We start from the raw sequence: 19,898 nt of genomic DNA on the forward strand, positions 1-19,898 counted from the left end.
ACATTAATGAAAATTATCTGAAATTAATTAATCATTACAAAACATAGTCTTAAGTGTGTTTTGTGCGGTTTTGACATTAACCAAAATTACTGTATTTTAGTCTAAATTAATCCCTATGGTGGCACATAGGCGGCACAGGATTTAAGGCTAAGTCATTATGAGCATTGAAACAAGCTTCACAAAACGTGCTTTCGAACAGCTCGAAATCGGCCAAAAACGCTTCAGAATTGCGGATTTCGGCCATCGGGACTCAATTAATGGCTTAATCTTAGATGTTTTCCCATCGGGAAAAAAGGTTTTTCGCTTTCGCCGCAAGCATTTAGGTAAAGACGTCACAGTGACGATCGGGGAGTTCCCGCATCTAACCATAGAGAACGCCCGTAAACAGGCCAAGCATATTGCCGTAGACTTGGCCGAAGGGGTGAATCCGAATGAAGCAAAGCGCCTTGCAAAACAAGAAGCTGAGCGCAAAGAAGCCCTATCGATGTCGGTTCAACAGCTGTTTGAATCCTTCGAAGCCGAGTTTATGGTCAAAATCAAGACGGGTGAGCGGCGGCTCAATTCCCTTAAGGATATTCAATCCACATGGAAGAACCATATTCAGCCGCGCATTGCCCATTTACCCGTAGAAAGTATCACCACTGTCGAAGCCGAAAACCTGCTCAAACTGATTATCACTAAAAACTCTGCTGCTGTGCGTAACAAATGCCTGACCTTGCTTAAGTCGATGTTTAACGAGCAAGCCATTAATCCTTTTGGCCGGATCAAAAAATTGGCGGCGGTGAAGCGTGAGCGGATTTTGAATCAGCATGAGGTGCGGGCATTACTGGAGTCATTGGAATTTGAAGCGCCGCTTTATCGTGATGTAGTCATGTTATTGCTGTTAACAGGGCAGCGTAAAAGCTGTGTGTTTAGCATGGAGTGGCGCGAGATAGATCACCAGCGCGGCGTATGGATTATCCCGACTAGCAAGATTAAATCGAAAAAGCCCCATGCGGTGCCATTAACCAAAGAGGTGATGGCAATCCTTGAGCGTCGAAGCCATGAAGCCGCTCACGGCGTTAAATACGTATTCCCCGCCGAGCGTAGTCATTCAGGCCATATTACCGAGAATGCGGGCAAAGGCAGCTTCTGGTATCGCATTACCGAGCGGGCTGGGCTGCGGAGTCCTGAAAAGTCAGCAACGGCGAAAGAGGATAACGTCACTATCCATGACCTACGGCGAACCATTGCCAGTTGGAGCGTGATGCGTGGTGGCAATATTCAAACCACAAGCAAGCTGTTAGGGCACAGCGATATCAGTATTACAGCAAGCACCTATGCTCACTTAGATGTGGAAAATGTCAGGGCTGAGTTAGGTATCACCACGGCGCAGCTATTGGGGACTTATGTTCCGGAGTCTAAGGTGGATAAGCTGGTTAAAGAGATAGAACAACTCTTGCCAGAGGAAAGGCAAGAGCTGTTGGGGAGAATTGAAGCTCCTTTTTAACTCGCCTAATTTATTAGTTTATTCCCCCTTTGATAAGGATAGCCTTCAAAAATTTTGTTTTTTCATCAGTTTCAAGTAACAGCTTTATTTTTGAGCTTTTAGTTAGATCTAAGAATGTTAGGAATGTTTGATCAAATATTTCTACACGTTGACCCACTTTAAAAGAGTATGAACGTATATGTTTGAACTGATTACTGTTAGCTATTCTTTCAGGGGCTACAACAAGTGCATATTTTTCCCCGAATTCATTTTTATCAACGAGTTCGACTGAGAAGTATCTATCTTCTACAGAAAGAGGTCTTTTTACACTGAGTGTTTTGATTAGTTTGGTAATTCTTGACATGATGCCATCTCCAATTTATTAGCTTAAAAAATAGAGGTGATGGGCTAATCGGCCAAATCCTAGGCCTAGCAACATAAAGTTACCGTATTATATTTCATTAAGCAATCATTATCGACAGTCGTGAGTCTTTAGTATGAGCATGACATGAGGGGTTTTATAGTAAATCATTGTTATTAAATGACAAAGCAGCGTAATGAAGGCTTTTCCAGTTTAATGCCTTTTAAACAGGTTAGAACGCAGAACTTTCGATTAAAGTCATTACGCCAAAAGGCATACCACTAGAGAGCTTTTAGGGCATAGCTAAGTCAGTATTACTGCTAGTACTAATGCACCCTTGAGGCTAAATATTTAATTTGTATTAAAACTTTTAGCAAAGTAATAGAAGGCGGCTCCTTGAAAACTGGAGCTTCAGTTTTAGAATAGTTGGAAATTTAATCTTATTGACTCCGAGGATTAATCTGCTTCACCTGTTGGCCAGAACTCATGGTCTTTATCGAGGAAAACTACATAAAAAATGTTTGAGTTGAATAGAATACCCTCGCTATTCTTTTTACCATCTAAAGATGTTGGAACCACAAATCCTGCTAAACGTACTTTACTAGTCATTCTAAACCTTCCCCATCTGACATCATGAGGTACTGATGGAGGTTGTTTAAATTTACTGTGCTTTGGAAAGGATGCATAGAATTCTAATACTTTTAATCCTCCAGCACCTACTCGTTGTGACTCCCAATAACTAAGTGGGGATTCTGTGTAGCAAGTTAGCTTGTTCATCAATGATTCTAATGAATTAGCTCCTTTTGAATTACTCCATTCTTCCCAGCATTGCCCTCCTTTATCAGGGGAAAAGTACGAAAAATTGAATGAGCAACGGGAGGCTGCATTAGAAGTTTCTAATCCACTAGTAGGCCTTGATGTTAAGAAAGCATCTTTCTTTTTGTTGGTATTACGCGCCATTAGCTAATCTGCTCATTAATTGTGGAATTTTTGATTCTTTGATTACAGGAATTCCACCAATTTTTCCTTCCATATATAATGGTGTTATCGGTCTATCATTTCTTATCATGGAACCTTGTATTTCATCTAATCTATATCCGTAACTTTCACTATCCTCTTTGTTAACAAGGAAAGTTCGATATTTCCCTAGTGTATCTATTATTTCAGTATTGTGAGAAGTGAATATGAACTGAGAACCAAATAAATTTATATCTTTATTTAAGAATAATTCTATTATTACCGGAAGAATCATCGCGTGTAGATGGATATCGAATTCATCTAAGGCTAACACCCCCCCTGTCCTTAAAATGCTGAAGTATGCTGACAGAACTGAAAATAACTTTTTAGTTCCATCGGATTGCTGATTGAAAGGAAGAGGCTTTGTTTTATCTTCATATTTGTGAAGAAAAACAGGGAAGTAAATATCTTCACCCTCAGGGTTTTTAGCTTTGACAATGTCAATATCAATTACGGATTGATCTGATATCTTTATTACTTCTTTTACAAATTCAAATCTTTCTTTCTCATTGAAAAAGTCTTCCGATTCTTTTGATAGATCAAAACTAAGATCGTGATAACCATTATAATTAACGTTAATTATCATTTCGTTGAAGAAATCATGTATCAATCTGAGTTCTGAAACATTATTTTTGAACTTGTATGTGTTTAACATTTCTAAAATTGAAGTGTTCCGCTGAAGTTCAAAATTTTTGAATTCTTCGAATGATTTTAAACATTGAATTATTTTATTGCTTTTTCTTTCTATTAATATTTGTGATCTGCTAGCTTTTCTTGATATAAGTTCCCTATGTATTAGTCCGGATTTTATATCTACTTCATATGTGTAGTTCTTTTCGTTTTTAACAAAGTCTATGTAAAACTGTATTAAGTTGTCATTGTCAAAGAAACTATCTGCTGCAATTTTTAGTGATTTTCTTTCATTCTTATTTTTATTTGACGACTCTCTTGCACCTGCAGTACAAAAATAAGAAAGAAATGAAAGCGCTCTTAATATATTTGTTTTACCAGAGCCATTAGCTCCTTTAATTCCAATTACAGTGGAAAGTATTTCAGAATTTTTTATATTTTCAGGTGTTTTACCATCAAATTCAAAACTAACCTCAACTCCTTCCTTGAAGCTGGTAAAGTTAGAAAAACCAAAGCAACGTATCATAAAATTCTCTTTTTGTATTTCATACAATTGCCGCGATATTACTATAGCTTAATTATTAATCCAACTGTTAAATGGCTTTTTGTGACATTTTTGTCTTGAAGTGTGGATTAGTGAATTTAATGATGAGGTGTTGGTTATCCTGATTTGTCAATTAGGTAGTTGTTTTAGCAAGTGTAAACTTGTTGAGCCTAATCCTCGTACACTTATTGACAGAACTCCAAGTGAGAGCAAAAAGCATTTTTCTGAACCTGAGACTTAGTTGTTAGCGTCCATGTATGGACGCGGGTGATGATCTCCACGCCAAATGAGACTATCCCTTTAAGCTGTGTTAGTGCGGCATCGCCATAGCGATTGGTTTTGAGTGGCTGATAGTTTTCTGGTGCAAGTTCTGAATGGTTTCCTGCAATTTCCGCATCTATTCCCGAAGCTAATTCCGAAGTCAATCCCGCATCTAACCCTGAGGCTAATTCCGGAGCCCCTGCAACAGTTCCTGAAACGATTTCCTGCATTTCTGAATCGTAATCCTGAAATTCCCGAGATGGTTCCTGCATGTTCCTGAAATCGCCCTGTAATAGATTATCGGAATTTTCGGCATGATTTCCGCATTCTTTCTGGCTATTCCCGCATTCCTTCAATGCGTTTCGGGATTGTTGTTGGATTAATGCGGCAATTGGCTTGCTTTGTGTGTCAGTTGCTCCACTGTTGATGGTACTGGCTTGGATCGCTCTGGTTTGGGTTTTATATAGCGGGCGAATGGTTTGATCGACACGTTTACAAAACACGCCGCCCATAAGCTGAGTGTATAGAGTCCAATTGCTGCTATCGGCCGCTTGGCGAATGGCCTCTATCCAATCAAGTGACGGATCTTTAATTGCGTCTAGGCGTCTTAATTCGCGCCAAGGGGTAACGCCAACGCCACCAATCTGCTGGAATTGGCGAATACCCCAACAGGACGCCCATACTTTTATCCGTATTGCTGAGGTGGTGGCATCTTTGCCGTAGCTGTCGTATTCAATCCCTTCACCATCGATGTTTTTATTAATGTACTTCATGATGTAACCCGTTCCTGAACCAATAGCGGGATCGATATATTCCACTTTAAAGCGGCGCTCCTTTGCGCCTTGCTCATCACCATCTTCCTCTAAGCAATAGTGTGTGAAGGTATCGACTAAGGTTTGCTGTTGCTCACTTGGGACAAATAACAGTAAGTGCCAGTGTGGGGTGCCGTCATGGTGTGGCTCTGCCACCCGAAAGCCAAAGGGTGTGACTTGTTCACGGGCAAGGGCGGCACGAATTCGGGCAAAAGTGCGGTTAAGGTAATCTTGCGCATCGAGTGGGGTTGCGCCGTTCCAATTGGGATTTTCATCGCCCGTTCTGGCAAAACACCGATGGTATTTAGATGGTGTAGTGATGGTTAAGAATAGGGCGCTATAGTCCATCTCTTTGGCATAATCTTCAAAGCCACGGATGCGAACCATCAACTCGGCCTTGCGAATGGCGGGATTAGATACATTGAGTTTGGATAATTCGGCAAGACTTGCACTATAGCCGTGTTCGTTGGTGGCTATGGTGTTTTCTAATAGCTGTTGATTGCTCTGCCATTGGGTCTGAAAATTGCTGACGGTAATGTTACTGGCATAAATGCCTTTTTGTTTACTGACCAAATTGAGTTCCCGTGAAATGGTTTCAATTTGCAGATTGCGCTGTTTTCTTAATTTCCGTTTCCACCAAATTTCATCGCCAGCGCGGGCGAGTACGCCATAGACTTGGGCAAGCTCAACGTCATCTAGTGTGTCCAATTTAAGATGGTTGATAATTGTCTCGCTCAGTTTTGGCGGCTTAATGCTATAGCACGCCATGTAATGTAATAGCGTGTTGTAGATAGTGAGTAATTCCTTACCTTCTGCTTGCGCTGTGATCTGTATACAGCGGCGGGCGTGTTGCTTTGCCTTTGCGCTTATATCTTGCTGCTCAATATTCACATGGTAGAAATGTTTGTCCTTGCCCATAACGGCGGCAATGCGTTTAGTCAGGTGTAACACGCTCAAATTGGCCTCGCGGCGGTTTGGCTTGCTACGATATTGCCGCATAATCGCTATACGATGAGGCGAGGGCAGACCATAGAGCTTATTATCAAGCCATTGCTTATCGTGTTCATGGACATTAAGCATGTACTTTTACCTCGCTGTTAGTCAGTAATTGCTTACCGCGGTCGTTAAGCGTGAGCTTTTGCCAACGAATGCCCATCTCAAATATTGTGCTTTCTGTGAGTAGCCCTTCACGCTTTAATCTAAAGAGGGTGCGTTTTTGAAAGTGACCGTTAAAGGTTTCAATACCGTCAACTTTGCCAAAGTCGCTGCAAATTTCTGAGCATAGGAAAAGGCTATTTCCCTGTAAGAGCCATTGAGCAAACTCCTGTTGTTCATCGGTGAGCTTGGGCATGGGGACAGAAGGGGAGGTCATCATTATTTTACCTCCCCGTTATGTAACGGAACTGTTTGCTTTTGGTCAGTGGCTTTTAAGGTGTACCCGTTAACAGAGTCAGTGCTTGTTAACGGGTACACCTTTTCGATTTCGGTCTCTGTACCCGTTAACGGGTACTTGGACTCGTTATATAACCTAATGGTCTCTAGGCATTGTTGAAGTGTGTGGTCGATCATCGCTAATTGAATGATGACGCAAAACAAGAAACCGAATTTAAAGAGTGTGATCATAAACCCTCCCGTTAATGAAGGATTCAACATCACTTTGGCGATACTTAACGCTGCGGCCAACTTTAACGAAGCGCAATGGGTAGCGGCCAGTACAGCGCCAAACGGATAGAGTGCCGATGGTGACGCCGAGAAATTCGGCGACCTCTGTCGGACTAAGTAATAGATCGTTCATGGTAACTCCTGATTAAAGTAGATTTGTCAGGAGTTAAGATAATTGTGAGGGGTTAGAGTGTATTCACGTCACAGGGTGTGAAAGTACCTCCACAGGGTGTGGAGGTGATTTCTCGGAGTTTTATCCTCTACCACAATCCCTTTGGGTATCACTTTCATGTTGCCAATTAACTGATTCTTTAATCATTTGTTCGTAGCTAAAAATAATTGAAGGGTCAACAGTTTTTCTTATGTGATCCAGTGACGTTCTGGCACATATTCCGAGTCTGTATTGTCTGCCATCTATCGGGAGTGACTCGCATTTGGAATTAGAGTTTTTTTTTCTTTTCTTCTATGCATTGAGTGAAGATGAAACCTAAACTGTAAGCTCTTATAAAAATGAAATCGCCATGATAAAGAGCAAAATCACTCCTCAAAAACTCGAAGTAGTCATCCAGCTTTACCGAAAAATCTTGAATGTCACTTTCTGAGTCCTGTGATATTTTGACTAAGTTTGCTGTTTTTTTTAATAAAGTATCATAGGTGACTTTTGCTTCAGAGTACCTAATATCTTTCCATTTTAGACTTTGTTCATATATGTATTGATAATAGCCAATTACAACAACAATTCCTCCTGCTAATCCGCTCAAGATCCAGTTCTTTAATAATGAAGGTTTATTTTTTTGTTGGCATTTTTTTGTTTCATTTAAGTATTTTCGTATCCATGTTTCGATTGTTCTTGGTGCTTGGTAATCACTTGTAAAACGATATCCAACCGATTGACCAAATTCTGCTACTTGAAAAACGATTGCTTGTGAGGCTTGATGCGGATTTTTGAAGTTTCCTGATAGATAGAGCTGTATTGCGAAGGCTTTAACTTTATCGGATTTTTCATATCGCTTGTTTCGTCCTGATTTTCCTGCTTGAGATGATGCTTCAATATGTCCTTTATTTTTTGTTAGGTCAGTTTGAAGTGATTGATAACTTTCGTTTTCAATGACCAATACGTGCTGTGCAAAAAGGCGACTTAGTAGATTGGCTGCTTTGGTCATTCCAGCCATGTGGCACGCCATCATAGCTTGCATAAACTCAGCTATGGCCTCTGGTTGACTGTTGAGTAAGTTTATTAATACAGCTTCATCTTCATCACTAGTGTCCGATGACAGCGGAAAATCGGCATTTGCGAACCTTCGTACATAATTCATATCGATCTGAGATTCATTGCTCGATGATGAAGATAGCATTTCAATAAATAGCTCCACCATTTTCTGCTGTTCTTCACTAAGGATTTTTTGACTGTCTGGAATTTTTGCCAGCTCTTTTGCGACCGTATCTTCAGTTGTGCCTTTGGGGAGTTTGCTGGATAGTTCAGAGGGTGAAGTTATGGCACGAAATACCTCATCCATATCTTCGAACATTTTGTCTTTATCTGGAGAGTTTGGGAGGGCGGTAAGGACTTTCAAAAATTCGGGTGGCTCGGAAATTGAGTATTGTTCGATGATCCCTTCGAGTGTTTGAGTGAACTTTTCTTGCGATGAAGTTTCCGTCATAAAGCTATTTCCCCTGTTCGTTAACTCATAGGGAAAAGTATTAGAAAGAGTGTTAATTGTCCATAACTGAGATGAACAGGGCAAAACGGGGATTTTTGAAAATGTTACGAAAAAAAATTCTAAAAAACGTCATTCCTATGGCGGCACATAGGCGGCACAGGATTTTTCAATTTTCGTAAATTATTGAATTTTATAGATAAAAAGTGACTTATGGTCTCTCCACAGGGACTCGAACCCCGATCGGCCGCTTAGGAGGCGGCTGCTCTATCCTGTTGAGCTATGGAGAGACGACAGTGATTATACTGGTTTTATCTCTGATTAAAAGGCTTATGATTTAATTGGTTAAATCTTAAGCGCGATGTCGTTTATCTGTACATTGTAAGCCGCATTTTGGTCTACGAGCACGGCGGTTGCACTTTCTTCACTCACTTGTTCAATTTTTACTGTGGCGCGGCTTTTAGTTGCAATGGCGCGCATTTCATTGAGTCGGTCGGGTAAGTTTTGCTGCAAAACGACCTGGAACTTATCCCCCACACGAATGCCGTGTCTGCGGCCTAAGTTTAAGATGATCCTATCGGCTTGGCGGCTGACGACTTGACCGAGTAGCGGCCGGCAATTGAGCGTGTTGTCCAGATCTCGAGTTGCCTCTTGCATTAACAGGTTGATATTCCTGCCATAGGCGGAGCGCCAGAATTGATCGCTGTTAGGGGATACTATGGCCTGTTCTTCAAATTCCCAGGGAGCGGAAGTGCTATAGGTTTTGCTCCAGACAGTTTCTCCGCTGATCCCGTGGTAGAGGCTGAGCTTAAACTGGAATTGTCTCTGTGGGGCTTCATCCCACAGCCCCATAAAGGTGGACTGTGTAGGTTCTATTGATATATCAATGATTTGCTGTAGCAATATATACTGGCTGTCGGTGATTTCACTTAACCAGCTTGGCAGTCGATAACCGCGGATGTCGGTTAATTCTTGGTTGATGTCGAGTCTTTCGGTGACATGCAGATGGGTAAAACTGGTGGAGGAATAGCCATCGATGCTATTGCCTAGCTTCTCTGAGATCGCTTCTTCAAACCCTGATAGTTGACCATACCTTAGCTGTGTCCGATCTTTAATTTGCGCTTGAGGGATGAGAATTGCCGCCTTGAGTTGTCCGGCGGAACATTGCTGGGTCGGGTCATCATTTAAATCGAGTCTGAGTGAGACATAGATTTTGTTGCCTTGGATGCGCTCACTCACCAGTTGAATGCTGATGGCCTGTGCATAGCGGTTTATCGCGAAGTTATTCTGTGTCAGGTTACCGTTCGAGGTTTGCTGCTGACTGGAAATTTGAATGCCAGTGCTGAGGGTGGCATAGCTTATCGCTTGGTTAATGGCTTCTTCCCTTGCTTGGGCAATATTACTGTTGGTGATTAAAGCCTCACCACTGGCTTCAACCCATTCTGCTTTTGCAGGCATAGAGAGCAATGCAAGGCTCCACATAATGTACGAAGCGGATCTTAATATGTGCATCAATGAGTCCTTAACGCTGTGTTGCTGTCAATGATCAGGATAAGTCAGTTTACTGACATTTCCTCTTATCTACCGCTAAAGCAAATTCTGTGCCTTATTCGATGGGAACTTTAGATAAAGTTTTCACTGTTTTTGTCGATAAAGAGCCTATACATCGACTATTTCAGTGCAATGTTCAGATCAGCGCTTCGCTTTGGTCTGAAATTTGCAGTTTTTTATGGCAGAAACCTGTGAGTCATACAATTGTCGATATTTCTATAAATGAGGTAGACCCAATGCTAAAGCAAGTGATCATTCCCCTAACTCTACTCCTGTTAGGTGGATGCGTAACTCAGCCCGTTGCGCCACCGAAACCTAGCTTAGTGGATGGCAATGGTTTACCGCCAACGGCGATGATCAATCATTTATCCCAACGAATAGTCACTGAATTGGTTAAGCAAAATGATGCATTGCGTTCCGATCAGCCCATAGTTGTCACGACTCCCGTTTTAGTGGGGGATATGAGCAGTACTAATGCACTAGCGCAGCAGTTACAACAAGGGCTAATGACATCCTTGCATCAGTTTCAATTCAATGTGGTGGATTTAAATTTGGGTGATGGACTGCGGGTGACTGCGGATGGAGACTTCATCTTGACGCGGGACTGGCAAAAATTGTCGACAAATCTTCCCGTTGAGCATCTTCTGGTGTCTACCATGAGCCCCACAACGAATGGTATGGCGATTAATGCTCGTATTGTGAGTTTGAGTAATAACCGTGTGGTTTCAGCTTCACAGACTTTTGTGACGCAAAAAGAGCTTGCCAATTATATGCAGTTATCGGAGCAAGTGATTTCACAGGATGGCATCTTATATCGTCAGGCGGGTCCTGGCATGAATGAAGTGCGTGTGTTAGGAGATGGAAAATGAAACGCTACCTATTACTTGCCATGGTGCTGTTTATTGGCGGCTGTGCAACCCAAGATAAGTATGTACAGTGGGAAGATGTACCGCCTCCTACTTTCCCTAAGTTAACCGCTATTGGTTATGCGCCATTGGCGACTCAACCTGCGAAGGAACAGTCACAAAAAGTACTGATGGCGATGCAAGCTTCTAAAATTGTCGCTTATCGTGAATTAGCCGAACAAGTCTATGGTCAGAAGATCACCGCTAACAGCAGCGTGAGTGATTGGATGTTGACGGACGATAATGTTAAAGCGTCGGTTTCTGGAGTGATCCGTGGTGCGCGAGTCGTAAAGAGTTATCCCGCGGGTGATCATTATGTTACTGAGTTAGAACTTGATTTTGCTAAGGTATGGCAGTTGTATCAGCAACAGAGCCGTCCACAGCGGATAAAAGAAGTGACTTACTTTTAGTTAAAATGACAGTACGGTCATGAGAGAAAAGCCGCACATTTGTGCGGCTTTTCTTTGGCATTAACCGTGGGAATATTTCAAAGAATGTTGGAAAGGCGGTGTCATGCCTTTAAGTCATTGCCTAAACTCGAAATGGTCGAGGTTTTTCCTTTATCGTTATAGGTTAGGCTAGTGGCATTTCGGCTGGCCTGTAGCGCTTGGGCGAAACGATTTAGGCTAGCTAAATTCATTTCAATCAGGCTTGCATTTTGGGCGTTTAATTCTTTGCATTCAGCCAAGGCTTCTTTAACTGCGGCCATTTTATGGGAAAGCTCCCTCTGCTGAGTCAGCAGGGGTTTATCGCTGTGCTGGGCGATAAGGTTATCGTTTGCTTGAAGGTCCTTAAGGCAGAGGGACTTTTCAGCTGCAAGCGACAATAGCAAATCGGCGTTTTGGTCAACCAAAGCGCCTTTTTCCTTGAGTATTATTTGTTTAAGAACAGCCAAATGGGCGTGTTGTAAATCAACCAGTTTAGCTATTTCAGTCATAGTTACTCTTTATTAAGGTCATTTAACTCAGCTTCAAAGCTGGCAATATTAGCAGCTAATTTTTCGGGATCGATTTTATAGCGGCCTTCGGCAATGGCTTGTTTAATTTCGGCCACTTTCTTTTGGTCGACTTCAGGTAGGCTTGCCATTTTAGTCTGAGCTCCTTGTAATTGCTGAGCTTGAGCTGTAATGACAACTGAGTCGCTTCTTTGTGGTGGTGAAGATTTAGCCGCCACTTGTGCAGACTGTTCGCTGCTTGTCTTTGTTGCTCCTGAACGCACTTGTGAAGTGGTTCCGGTGTTGAGTTTGCTAATATCAATTGCCATGTTAGGCTCCAGCGTCGGGTATACGGGATTTCTTAACTGGGGTATCGGCAGCTTACAGAAAAGCTTTAGCGTATTTTACATTCTAACTTCAACTTCGCCAATGCCTATGACTATAGCATCTAATTCTTTGTTTGAACTGCTATTTTTAACTCTTATTTGATCACCTTTATTGCCATCCTGCAGGGCTTCTCCCATGGTTTTTAATACCAAAGAACTAGAGCGTGCATAAATAGAGACGGCATCATTTTTACAAACAAAGCAAAGATTATTGGCAAAGATAGGATAATTTTTGGCAACTCGGCGCTTAACGCGCACCCCGGAAAGTTGGCTTGGGTCATCAAATTGCATTCCACGTAAACTATTTTGATCTACATATTGCACCTCAATTTGATTTGGGGTGATGAGCTCCCCTGGTGCCAAAGTCTCCGTTGCAACGACGACTGGGAATAAAATATCCACGCGAACCGAGATAAAGATTTGCCAAGGATAGGCAAGATCCGGCGTATCACAACTCACTTTGATTGTATTGTTCCGGTTGATCTCACGCTCCGTTGCCATTTCGACTTTTATCGGGGTGTTGCATTGTGACGGTAACATCCGGGCATCAATCGCTTGGGGGGCGATATTCACTCTTGCATTGTCGGGTGGTGATATTTTTTCACGAATAAGTGCTTTAGCTAATTCGGATATCGCCGATATGGTGGGCACAACGGGCTCTGCCCATGCGGTTGTTGGCATTAACGTGGCGATAAGACTCAAAAAACAGACTAAATTTACTTTCATAATGAAGAGACTAGCTTGTAACGCCAGAATGCACCTATACTTTTACCAAGCTCGAAGCTGATGATACCTGTTTAATCTAGGGATCGGTGTCAGAAGTTTGACTCAGGTTCGACTGTATTTATCGATAATAAGATGTAAGCAATTAATATGCCTATACTCAAATGAGTCTTAGGGACGTACATAAACAGAGCAACAAGGCAGAGTTATGTCGAGTATTCTTGATTCAGTCAATAAACGAACCCAGCTCGTTGGTCAAAACCGTTTAGAACTTTTGTTATTTAAGTTAAATGGCCGTCAACGGTTCGGAATTAACGTGTTTAAGGTGAAAGAAGTCTTGCAGTGCCCGCCACTGACCGCTTTGCCTAAACTTAATCCCTATGTTAAAGGCGTCGCTCATATCCGTGGAACCACCATTTCTGTGATCGATTTGAGTGCTGCCACCGGGGGACGTCCACTCGCCAATACGGAAAATTGTTTCATTATTATTTCTGAATATAACCGCAGTGTTCAGGGTTTTTTGGTCAGTTCGGTTGAGCGCATCATCAATATGAACTGGGAGGCCATTATGCCGCCGCCCCAGGGAGCTGGCCGTTACTCTTATCTAACGGCTGTGACTGAGATTGAAGGTGAACTTGTTGAAATTCTTGATGTAGAAAAAATATTAGATGAAATTTCACCCGTCAAAACGGCGATCAGTGATGAAGTTAATGAGCAATTAACCCTAGATAGAACACAGCACTATCATATTATGGTTATCGATGATTCGGCTGTTGCACGTAAGCAAATTATTCGTTCACTAGAATCATTGAATCTACAAATCGACACGGCAAAAGATGGCCGCGAAGCCTTGGATAAGTTAAAAGCCATAGCGAGTGAAATGAATAATGTGGCGGATGAGATCCCGCTGATTATTTCAGATATTGAAATGCCTGAAATGGATGGTTACACCTTAACCGCCGAAATTCGAGATGATCCTAAACTCAAAAATATCAAAGTGGTACTACATACCTCTTTAAGTGGGGTGTTCAATCAAGCAATGGTGCAGAAAGTGGGGGCCAATGACTTTATTGCGAAGTTTAACCCTGATGAGCTAGCTGCGGCAGTGAACAAACATCTAAGTTTGTAAGTGATTGAGTATGGGTTAGTGTGTAGTTGAGCTTTACGCTATAATCTAGCCCTTATAACATGATGGTTTTGCACTTATTTTGGTGCTAGCTATAGGATTTAGGACGTGAATGTGCCAAATAAATCACTTGCTGAGGCTGAATATAATCAATTTAGGTTGTTCCTAGAACAACACAGCGGCATCGTACTGGGTGAAAATAAGCAATACCTAGTGCGCAGCCGTCTTGCTCCTTTGATGGGAAAATATAATCTTCCATCTTTGTCCGATGTGGTGAAACATTCGATGAAGCCAACGGAGCGCGCATTGAGGGCCGAGGTGATTGATGCGATGACAACTAATGAAACCCTATGGTTTCGTGACCGTTATCCATTCGAATTGCTGAATAATGTACTACTGCCCGAATACAGCCGTTTAGGTCGACCATTAAAAATCTGGTCTGCGGCTTGTTCATCTGGACAAGAACCTTATTCGTTGGCTATGACGATTTTGGAATACCAGCAAAAAAAACCAGGAGCACTTGCAGGTGGCGCTGCAATTCAAGCGACCGATTTATCCCCTTCCATGCTAGAGCGCTGTAAGAATGCGGAATATGATAGTCTCGCCTTAGCCCGTGGATTATCAGAGGAACGTAAACGTCAGTTTTTTGATCCCCTGCCTTCTGGCAATATGAAACTCAAAGACAATGTTAAGCGTTTAGTTAACTTTAGGGCCCATAACTTGCTTGAGAGTTATACCTTGCTTGGCAAGTTTGACATTATTTTTTGCCGCAATGTGCTGATCTACTTTGCTCCAGAGGCAAAAGCAAAAATTTTGCGGCAATTTGCTGCCGCTTTAAACCCTAAGGGCATTCTCTTTTTGGGGGCTTCTGAGTCGATTGCTGGATTAACGGATGAATTTGATATGGTCCGCTGTAATCCGGGTATTTATTATCAAAAGAAAACCTAACATATTAACTTAATTAAAAAATTACCGGCATCTGTCGGTAATTTTTTATGCCTCTGTTTACCATTATCACCGTTTACCTTTGTTTTTGTTATTTTGGCACATGAATTGCTTTATTCCCATGAGTGACACGATGGAGGCAATTTTATGGCGATCAACTTTGACAAGGCACTGGGTGTGCATCAATTCACTTTAGGTATACGTGCAGAACGTGCCGAAGTGATTTCAAGTAATATCGCAAATGCTGATACGCCACATTATAAAGCCCGCGATGTCGATTTTTCTGCAGCAATGCAAGTCGCCCGTAGCCAGCAGCAACAGCGAAATAGTCTAGAAATGACACCGAGCGAGCAGCACTTTGGCCTAGCTGAATTGACTGGGCAGTATGTTAAGTTTCGTGTTCCTAATCAACCCGATACCGGTGATGGCAATACTGTCGATATTCAGCAAGAGCAATCGGCATTTATGCAAAATGCCCTCGAGTATCAAATGTCATTGGGGTTTCTTGACAGCAAATTTAGCGGCATGAAAAAGGCACTGAGAGGGGATTAATCATGAGTTTATTTAGCATTTTTGATGTTGCAGGCTCAGGTATGTCGGCGCAATCGGTCAGGCTGAATACCACGGCGAGTAATATAGCTAACGCCGATGCAGTCTCCAGCAGTGTCGATAAAACCTACCGTTCCCGCCATCCTATTTTTGAAGCGGAAATGGCTAAAGCGCAAAGTCAGCAACAAGCTTCCCAGGGTGTTGCGGTAAAAGGCATAGTTGAGAGTGATAAACCCCTATTAAAGGAGTATTCGCCGGATCATCCGATGGCGGATACTGATGGCTTTATTTACAAGCCGAATGTGAATGTCATGGAAGAAATGGCAGATATGATATCTGCTTCGCGCTCATATCAAATGAATGTTCAAGTCGCTGAAGCAGCTAAATCAATGCTGCAACAAACACTTGGGATGGGTAAATAATATGCGTTCTTTAGGAGGTCAGCTGTGAGCCTCATTAACCAAGTTAACCAAGCGTCGACGCAGACGACTCAGGCTAAGAGTCAATCGAATACTGTGACGACAAATACGACAACTAGTTCAACGGGTAATCCGTTTTTAGATGGCATCCGTTTGCCTAAAGAGTCGATTGTCCCTGAAGCGAAGAGTCAGCAATTAAGTCAAGATGATTTCTTCTCGCTACTCAGCCAACAATTGTCCATGCAAGATCCTTTCAAACCCGTAGACAATGACCAGATGATTGCGCAAATGGCCTCTTTCTCAACTGTGGATGGTATTTCAAAATTAAATGATGAAATTGTCAATTTAAACAGTGTGATGACATCTAGCCAGGCTTTGCAGGCGTCTGGGCTTGTGGGACGCAAAGTACTGATCCCAACGGATACTGGCAATATTTCAGCTGAGAGTCCAACCATGAAAGGGGTGATCAGTACTCCCGATAAAATTCCGGTCATCAACGTTCGTGTTGAGGATGCGAAAGGGCAGGTTATTAGCACATTTACTGTGGATGGCAGCGAAGGCGGTAACGTGGCAGTGAATTGGGATGGATTAGATAAAAATGGTCAGCCCGTCGCGGCAGGGAATTACTCGATTAAAGCCAGTGGGTTAGTCGATGGAGAATCACAGGACTTAGCTGTGTCCACCTATGCCCATGTGACCAGTGTTTCCCTCGGTACCGCTAGCACAGGTGCGATTTTAAACCTGAGGGGCGGTATGGGGATCAAGTTGTCTGATGTCTTGGCCGTGTCTGAAACTTAATATTGTCAGTATTTGGATTGGGCGTTAGTCGTCCGCAATTGAATTGAGTCAAATGTAGAGGTGAATTATGTCGTTTAACATTGCATTGAGTGGCATTTCGGCCGCACAGAAAGATTTAAACACTACGGCGAACAACATCGCGAATGCTAACACCATTGGTTTTAAAGAATCGCGTGCTGAATTTGCGGATGTTTACGCTAATTCGATTTTTTCTAACTCAAAGACGGCTGTTGGTGGTGGTGTGGCGACGAGCCAAGTCGCTCAGCAGTTCCATCAAGGTAGTTTGCAACTAACCAGTAACTCCCTCGATATGGCGATCAAAGGGGGCGGTTTTTTCGTTACCGCTTCTGAGCTAGGTACATTAGACCATTCGTTTACCCGCGCGGGGGCGTTTAAGGTTGACAAGAATAATTATATGGTTGATTCAGCTGGTAATTACTTGCAAACATTCCCCGTTGATAAAGAGGGGAATTCAACCTCTGTTAGCCTAACAACCGCTAGGCCGGTACAGATCCCCGATACTGCGGGCAGTCCAGTCAAGAGTGAAAACGTCAGCTTGCAGATGAATTTAAATGCGAAAGAAAGTGCACTCGATCCAGCCGCATTTGATCCACTCGATCCGAAAACTTATAACAACGTCACCTCAATGACAATATATGACTCACTCGGTGAGCCACATATCATGACGACCTATTTTGTTAAGCCTACTAATGGTTCATATAACGGTGAAAGCAACTGGGTTGCCTACTACGCCGTTGATGGTAAACAAGTGGACGTATCGGGACCTGCGGGCTCTTATCAAACAGATACTACGGGCGATGGCAGCCCAGATGCAACGAGTTCGGCTCAGACGACTGGGGGTTGGAAAGGCTCTGTCTTAAAGTTCAACTCGGTGGGGGTGTATACAGGTAGCGATCCCGCGACGGTCACCACAGAAACCCTAGGTATTGGTGGTGCAGGTGTTCTGGGGGCTGGAGCCGATGGCACCCAGACCTTAACGATTAAGTTTAACGCACCGACTCAATATGCAGCCCCTTTTGCTGCGACGGAACTGACCCAGGACGGTACGACAGTAGGTCGTTTAACTAACGTTGAGATTGGTGAAGATGGCCTCATCACGGCGAGCTATTCTAACGGCTCTACAGTGCCGTTAGCCCGTGTGGCATTAGTGCGCTTTGCTAACGAGCAAGGTTTGACCCAAGTGGGTAATACCTCATGGAAGGCGAGTTTAGAATCGGGCCCAGCATTAGCGGGTGAGGCCAATAGCGGTACTTTCGGTAGCATTAGTTCATCGGCATTGGAACAGTCGAACATCGACTTAACCACTGAGCTAGTGGATCTTATTTCCGCGCAGCGTAACTTCCAAGCGAACTCTCGAACGCTGGAAGTCAATAACACCCTGCAACAGACTGTATTGCAAATCCGTTAATCCTATCTTTGCTGTACTAAGTGTTGCCGCCAGCGGCAACACTTAGCCTCTTTTGGGCTTCCCCAGATTTTTCCTTTCTATTTATCCAATTTATCAATCGATTAGCAGCTTGTTTTTGTTGGCATGATGCTTGCTTTGTTATCGTCAGGTAGAAAATTTGACGGAGCCGTCTGTGGACAAATTCCTGTATATCTCCATGAGTGGGGCTAAGCAAAATATGAATGAGTTGGCGCTACGTGCCAACAACTTAGCCAACGCTAATACCGATGGATTTAAATCGGATATGGCCCAAGCCAGAACGATGCAAGCCTTTGGTGAAGGATTGCCATCTCGGGCGTTCGCCATGGTTGAAACGCCGTCTGCTAATTTTCGTTCTGGTCCGATTAAAACCACAGGGCGAGATCTTGACGTTGCCATTAAGGGCGATGGTTGGTTCGCGGTTCAGGCCCAAGATGGCGGCGAGGCATATACCCGCTCCGGCAGCTTAAGTTTTGATTCGACAGGTTTACTGCATAACGACAGGGGAAACCCTGTGATGGGGGATGCGGGGCCAATAGTATTGCCTCTGCCGATTGACAAAGTGTCAATTTCCCAAGATGGCATTATTTCCGTTCGTCCCCAAGGTGCAACTGCGGATGTGGTGGAGGAAGTGGGCAGATTAAAACTCGTAAATCCTGGCAATGCCCAGATGATGCGTGGCGAGGACGGCTTATTTCGCTTAGTGTCGGGCAATGATGCGCCAGCCGACCCTAGTGTCTATGTTGAGAGCGGTGCGGTGGAGGGGAGTAACGTTAATCCGGTAGATGAAATGGTGTCTTTGATTGACCTACAGCGCCAGTTTGAATTGCAAGTCAAGATGATGAAAACCGCGGAAGAAAACGATCGCGCTTCATCTTCATTAATGCGTATTAGTTAGGAGATAGATTATGCATCCGGCGTTATGGATTAGTAAAACTGGCTTAGACGCACAGCAAACCGACATTGCGGTGATTTCAAACAACGTCGCCAACGCCAGCACTGTGGGTTACAAAAAGAGCCGCGCAGTATTTGAAGATTTGTTATATCAAACCGTTAACCAAGCGGGGGGCATCAGTTCCTCTAACACTAAACTACCCAATGGGTTAAATCTTGGTGCGGGTACTAAGGTTGTCGCCACTCAAAAAATGTTCACTCAAGGCAATATGCTGACAACGGATAATTCACTCGATTTGATGATTGAAGGCCCTGGCTTTTTTGAAGTGCAATTACCCGATGGCACCACGGCCTATACCCGCAATGGGCAATTTACCTTGGATGATACTGGACAGATAGTTACGCCAGGTTCTGGGTATGTGCTGCAGCCTGCGATCACCATTCCAGATGATGCCACCAGTATTACGGTTTCCTCCGAAGGCGAAGTGTCAGTAAAAACACCGGGTGCCGCTGAAAATCAGGTGGTGGGTCAGCTCAGTATGTCGGATTTTATTAACCCATCGGGTCTCGATCCTATGGGGCAAAACCTCTACACCGAGACGGGGGCAAGCGGCACACCTATTCAAGGAACGGCTTCGCTCGATGGAATGGGTGCCATTCGTCAAGGCGCGTTAGAAACCTCTAACGTCAATGTGACCGAAGAGCTTGTGAATCTAATTGAAAGTCAGCGTATCTATGAGATGAATTCCAAAGTGATCTCAGCGGTAGATCAGATGCTGGCTTATGTGAATCAGAACCTATAAGAGGC

The 19,898-nt window shown here is 43.3% G+C and carries 22 protein-coding genes and 1 tRNA gene; 11 read left to right on the forward strand and 12 right to left on the reverse strand.

Annotation, left to right across the window (positions count from 1 at the left end; translation table 11 throughout):
* Positions 1–157: 157 nt before the first annotated feature.
* Positions 158–1,489, forward strand: coding sequence for a tyrosine-type recombinase/integrase (locus SOHN41_RS05315; protein ID WP_007646371.1), 1,332 nt, complete (start codon positions 158–160; stop codon positions 1,487–1,489).
* Between the two features lie 13 nt (positions 1,490–1,502).
* Here the strand turns inward: SOHN41_RS05315 and SOHN41_RS05320 are convergent, their stop codons facing one another.
* The 9 genes from SOHN41_RS05320 to SOHN41_RS05360 form a co-directional block, all read right to left on the reverse strand.
* Positions 1,503–1,832 carry a hypothetical protein gene (locus SOHN41_RS05320; protein ID WP_037458093.1) on the reverse strand — a complete coding sequence of 110 codons (330 nt, stop codon included), beginning with the start codon at positions 1,830–1,832 and terminating at the stop codon, positions 1,503–1,505.
* 453 nt (positions 1,833–2,285) lie between these two features.
* A complete protein-coding gene (locus SOHN41_RS20070) occupies positions 2,286–2,789 on the reverse strand; it encodes a hypothetical protein (RefSeq protein WP_139058335.1) in 504 nt (167 codons plus the stop codon).
* Positions 2,779–4,002: an AAA family ATPase gene (locus SOHN41_RS05325; RefSeq protein WP_007646373.1), complete on the reverse strand. Its 1,224-nt coding sequence runs from the start codon at positions 4,000–4,002 to the stop codon at positions 2,779–2,781. Before SOHN41_RS05325 ends, SOHN41_RS20070 begins: the two co-directional genes overlap by 11 nt.
* 203 nt (positions 4,003–4,205) lie before the next feature.
* Complete coding sequence (locus SOHN41_RS05330; protein ID WP_007646374.1) at positions 4,206–6,173, reverse strand: replication endonuclease; 1,968 nt, start codon at positions 6,171–6,173, stop codon at positions 4,206–4,208.
* Positions 6,166–6,468, reverse strand: a complete 303-nt coding sequence (locus SOHN41_RS05335; RefSeq protein ID WP_007646375.1) for a hypothetical protein — start codon at positions 6,466–6,468, stop codon at positions 6,166–6,168. Before SOHN41_RS05335 ends, SOHN41_RS05330 begins: the two co-directional genes overlap by 8 nt.
* A gap of 231 nt (positions 6,469–6,699) precedes the next feature.
* The gene (locus SOHN41_RS05345; protein ID WP_006082439.1) at positions 6,700–6,888 is read right to left on the reverse strand and encodes a helix-turn-helix domain-containing protein; all 189 of its coding nucleotides are present in this window, start codon (positions 6,886–6,888) and stop codon (positions 6,700–6,702) included.
* A 307-nt stretch (positions 6,889–7,195) separates the two neighbouring features.
* Positions 7,196–8,416: a hypothetical protein gene (locus SOHN41_RS20310; RefSeq protein ID WP_007646376.1), complete on the reverse strand. Its 1,221-nt coding sequence runs from the start codon at positions 8,414–8,416 to the stop codon at positions 7,196–7,198.
* A gap of 211 nt (positions 8,417–8,627) precedes the next feature.
* Positions 8,628–8,703, reverse strand: a tRNA-Arg gene (locus SOHN41_RS05355).
* 55 nt (positions 8,704–8,758) lie between these two features.
* Positions 8,759–9,925, reverse strand: coding sequence for a flagellar assembly protein FlgT (locus tag SOHN41_RS05360; protein ID WP_037458099.1), 1,167 nt, complete (start codon positions 9,923–9,925; stop codon positions 8,759–8,761).
* A 275-nt stretch (positions 9,926–10,200) separates the two neighbouring features.
* Between SOHN41_RS05360 and SOHN41_RS05365 the strand changes: the two genes are divergently transcribed.
* On the forward strand, positions 10,201–10,833 hold the full coding sequence (locus SOHN41_RS05365; RefSeq protein ID WP_007646380.1) for a FlgO family outer membrane protein: 633 nt from the start codon (positions 10,201–10,203) through the stop codon (positions 10,831–10,833).
* Entirely contained in the window at positions 10,830–11,279 is a 450-nt protein-coding gene (locus tag SOHN41_RS05370) for an LPP20 family lipoprotein (protein ID WP_007646381.1), read from the forward strand. Before SOHN41_RS05365 ends, SOHN41_RS05370 begins: the two co-directional genes overlap by 4 nt.
* 101 nt (positions 11,280–11,380) lie before the next feature.
* Here the strand turns inward: SOHN41_RS05370 and SOHN41_RS05375 are convergent, their stop codons facing one another.
* The 3 genes from SOHN41_RS05375 to flgA all read right to left on the reverse strand — a co-directional run bounded on the left by SOHN41_RS05375 (position 11,381) and on the right by flgA (position 12,915).
* Positions 11,381–11,806, reverse strand: coding sequence for a flagella synthesis protein FlgN (locus SOHN41_RS05375; RefSeq protein ID WP_007646382.1), 426 nt, complete (start codon positions 11,804–11,806; stop codon positions 11,381–11,383).
* A 2-nt stretch (positions 11,807–11,808) separates the two neighbouring features.
* Positions 11,809–12,132 (reverse strand): flagellar biosynthesis anti-sigma factor FlgM, encoded by a 324-nt coding sequence (flgM, locus tag SOHN41_RS05380; protein ID WP_037458103.1) that lies wholly within the window; start codon positions 12,130–12,132, stop codon positions 11,809–11,811.
* A gap of 75 nt (positions 12,133–12,207) precedes the next feature.
* Positions 12,208–12,915: a flagellar basal body P-ring formation chaperone FlgA gene (gene flgA / locus SOHN41_RS05385; RefSeq protein ID WP_007646384.1), complete on the reverse strand. Its 708-nt coding sequence runs from the start codon at positions 12,913–12,915 to the stop codon at positions 12,208–12,210.
* A 205-nt stretch (positions 12,916–13,120) separates the two neighbouring features.
* Between flgA and SOHN41_RS05390 the strand changes: the two genes are divergently transcribed.
* The 8 genes from SOHN41_RS05390 to flgG all read left to right on the forward strand — a co-directional run bounded on the left by SOHN41_RS05390 (position 13,121) and on the right by flgG (position 19,893).
* Positions 13,121–14,041 (forward strand): chemotaxis protein CheV, encoded by a 921-nt coding sequence (locus SOHN41_RS05390; protein ID WP_007646385.1) that lies wholly within the window; start codon positions 13,121–13,123, stop codon positions 14,039–14,041.
* Between the two features lie 105 nt (positions 14,042–14,146).
* Entirely contained in the window at positions 14,147–14,986 is an 840-nt protein-coding gene (locus tag SOHN41_RS05395; protein ID WP_007646386.1) for a CheR family methyltransferase, read from the forward strand.
* 144 nt (positions 14,987–15,130) lie between these two features.
* Positions 15,131–15,535 (forward strand): flagellar basal body rod protein FlgB, encoded by a 405-nt coding sequence (flgB, locus tag SOHN41_RS05400; RefSeq protein ID WP_007646387.1) that lies wholly within the window; start codon positions 15,131–15,133, stop codon positions 15,533–15,535.
* A 2-nt stretch (positions 15,536–15,537) separates the two neighbouring features.
* A complete protein-coding gene (gene flgC / locus SOHN41_RS05405) occupies positions 15,538–15,954 on the forward strand; it encodes a flagellar basal body rod protein FlgC (protein ID WP_007646388.1) in 417 nt (138 codons plus the stop codon).
* A 24-nt stretch (positions 15,955–15,978) separates the two neighbouring features.
* Entirely contained in the window at positions 15,979–16,749 is a 771-nt protein-coding gene (gene flgD / locus SOHN41_RS05410; protein WP_007646389.1) for a flagellar hook assembly protein FlgD, read from the forward strand.
* A gap of 67 nt (positions 16,750–16,816) precedes the next feature.
* On the forward strand, positions 16,817–18,178 hold the full coding sequence (gene flgE / locus SOHN41_RS05415) for a flagellar hook protein FlgE (RefSeq protein ID WP_007646390.1): 1,362 nt from the start codon (positions 16,817–16,819) through the stop codon (positions 18,176–18,178).
* Positions 18,179–18,350: 172 nt separating this feature from the next.
* The gene (gene flgF / locus SOHN41_RS05420; protein WP_007646391.1) at positions 18,351–19,094 is read left to right on the forward strand and encodes a flagellar basal-body rod protein FlgF; all 744 of its coding nucleotides are present in this window, start codon (positions 18,351–18,353) and stop codon (positions 19,092–19,094) included.
* Between the two features lie 10 nt (positions 19,095–19,104).
* Complete coding sequence (gene flgG, locus SOHN41_RS05425) at positions 19,105–19,893, forward strand: flagellar basal-body rod protein FlgG (RefSeq protein ID WP_007646392.1); 789 nt, start codon at positions 19,105–19,107, stop codon at positions 19,891–19,893.
* Positions 19,894–19,898: the final 5 nt, after the last annotated feature.

Origin of the sequence: Shewanella sp. HN-41, assembly GCF_000217915.1 — a bacterium.
Lineage (GTDB): Bacteria > Pseudomonadota > Gammaproteobacteria > Enterobacterales > Shewanellaceae > Shewanella.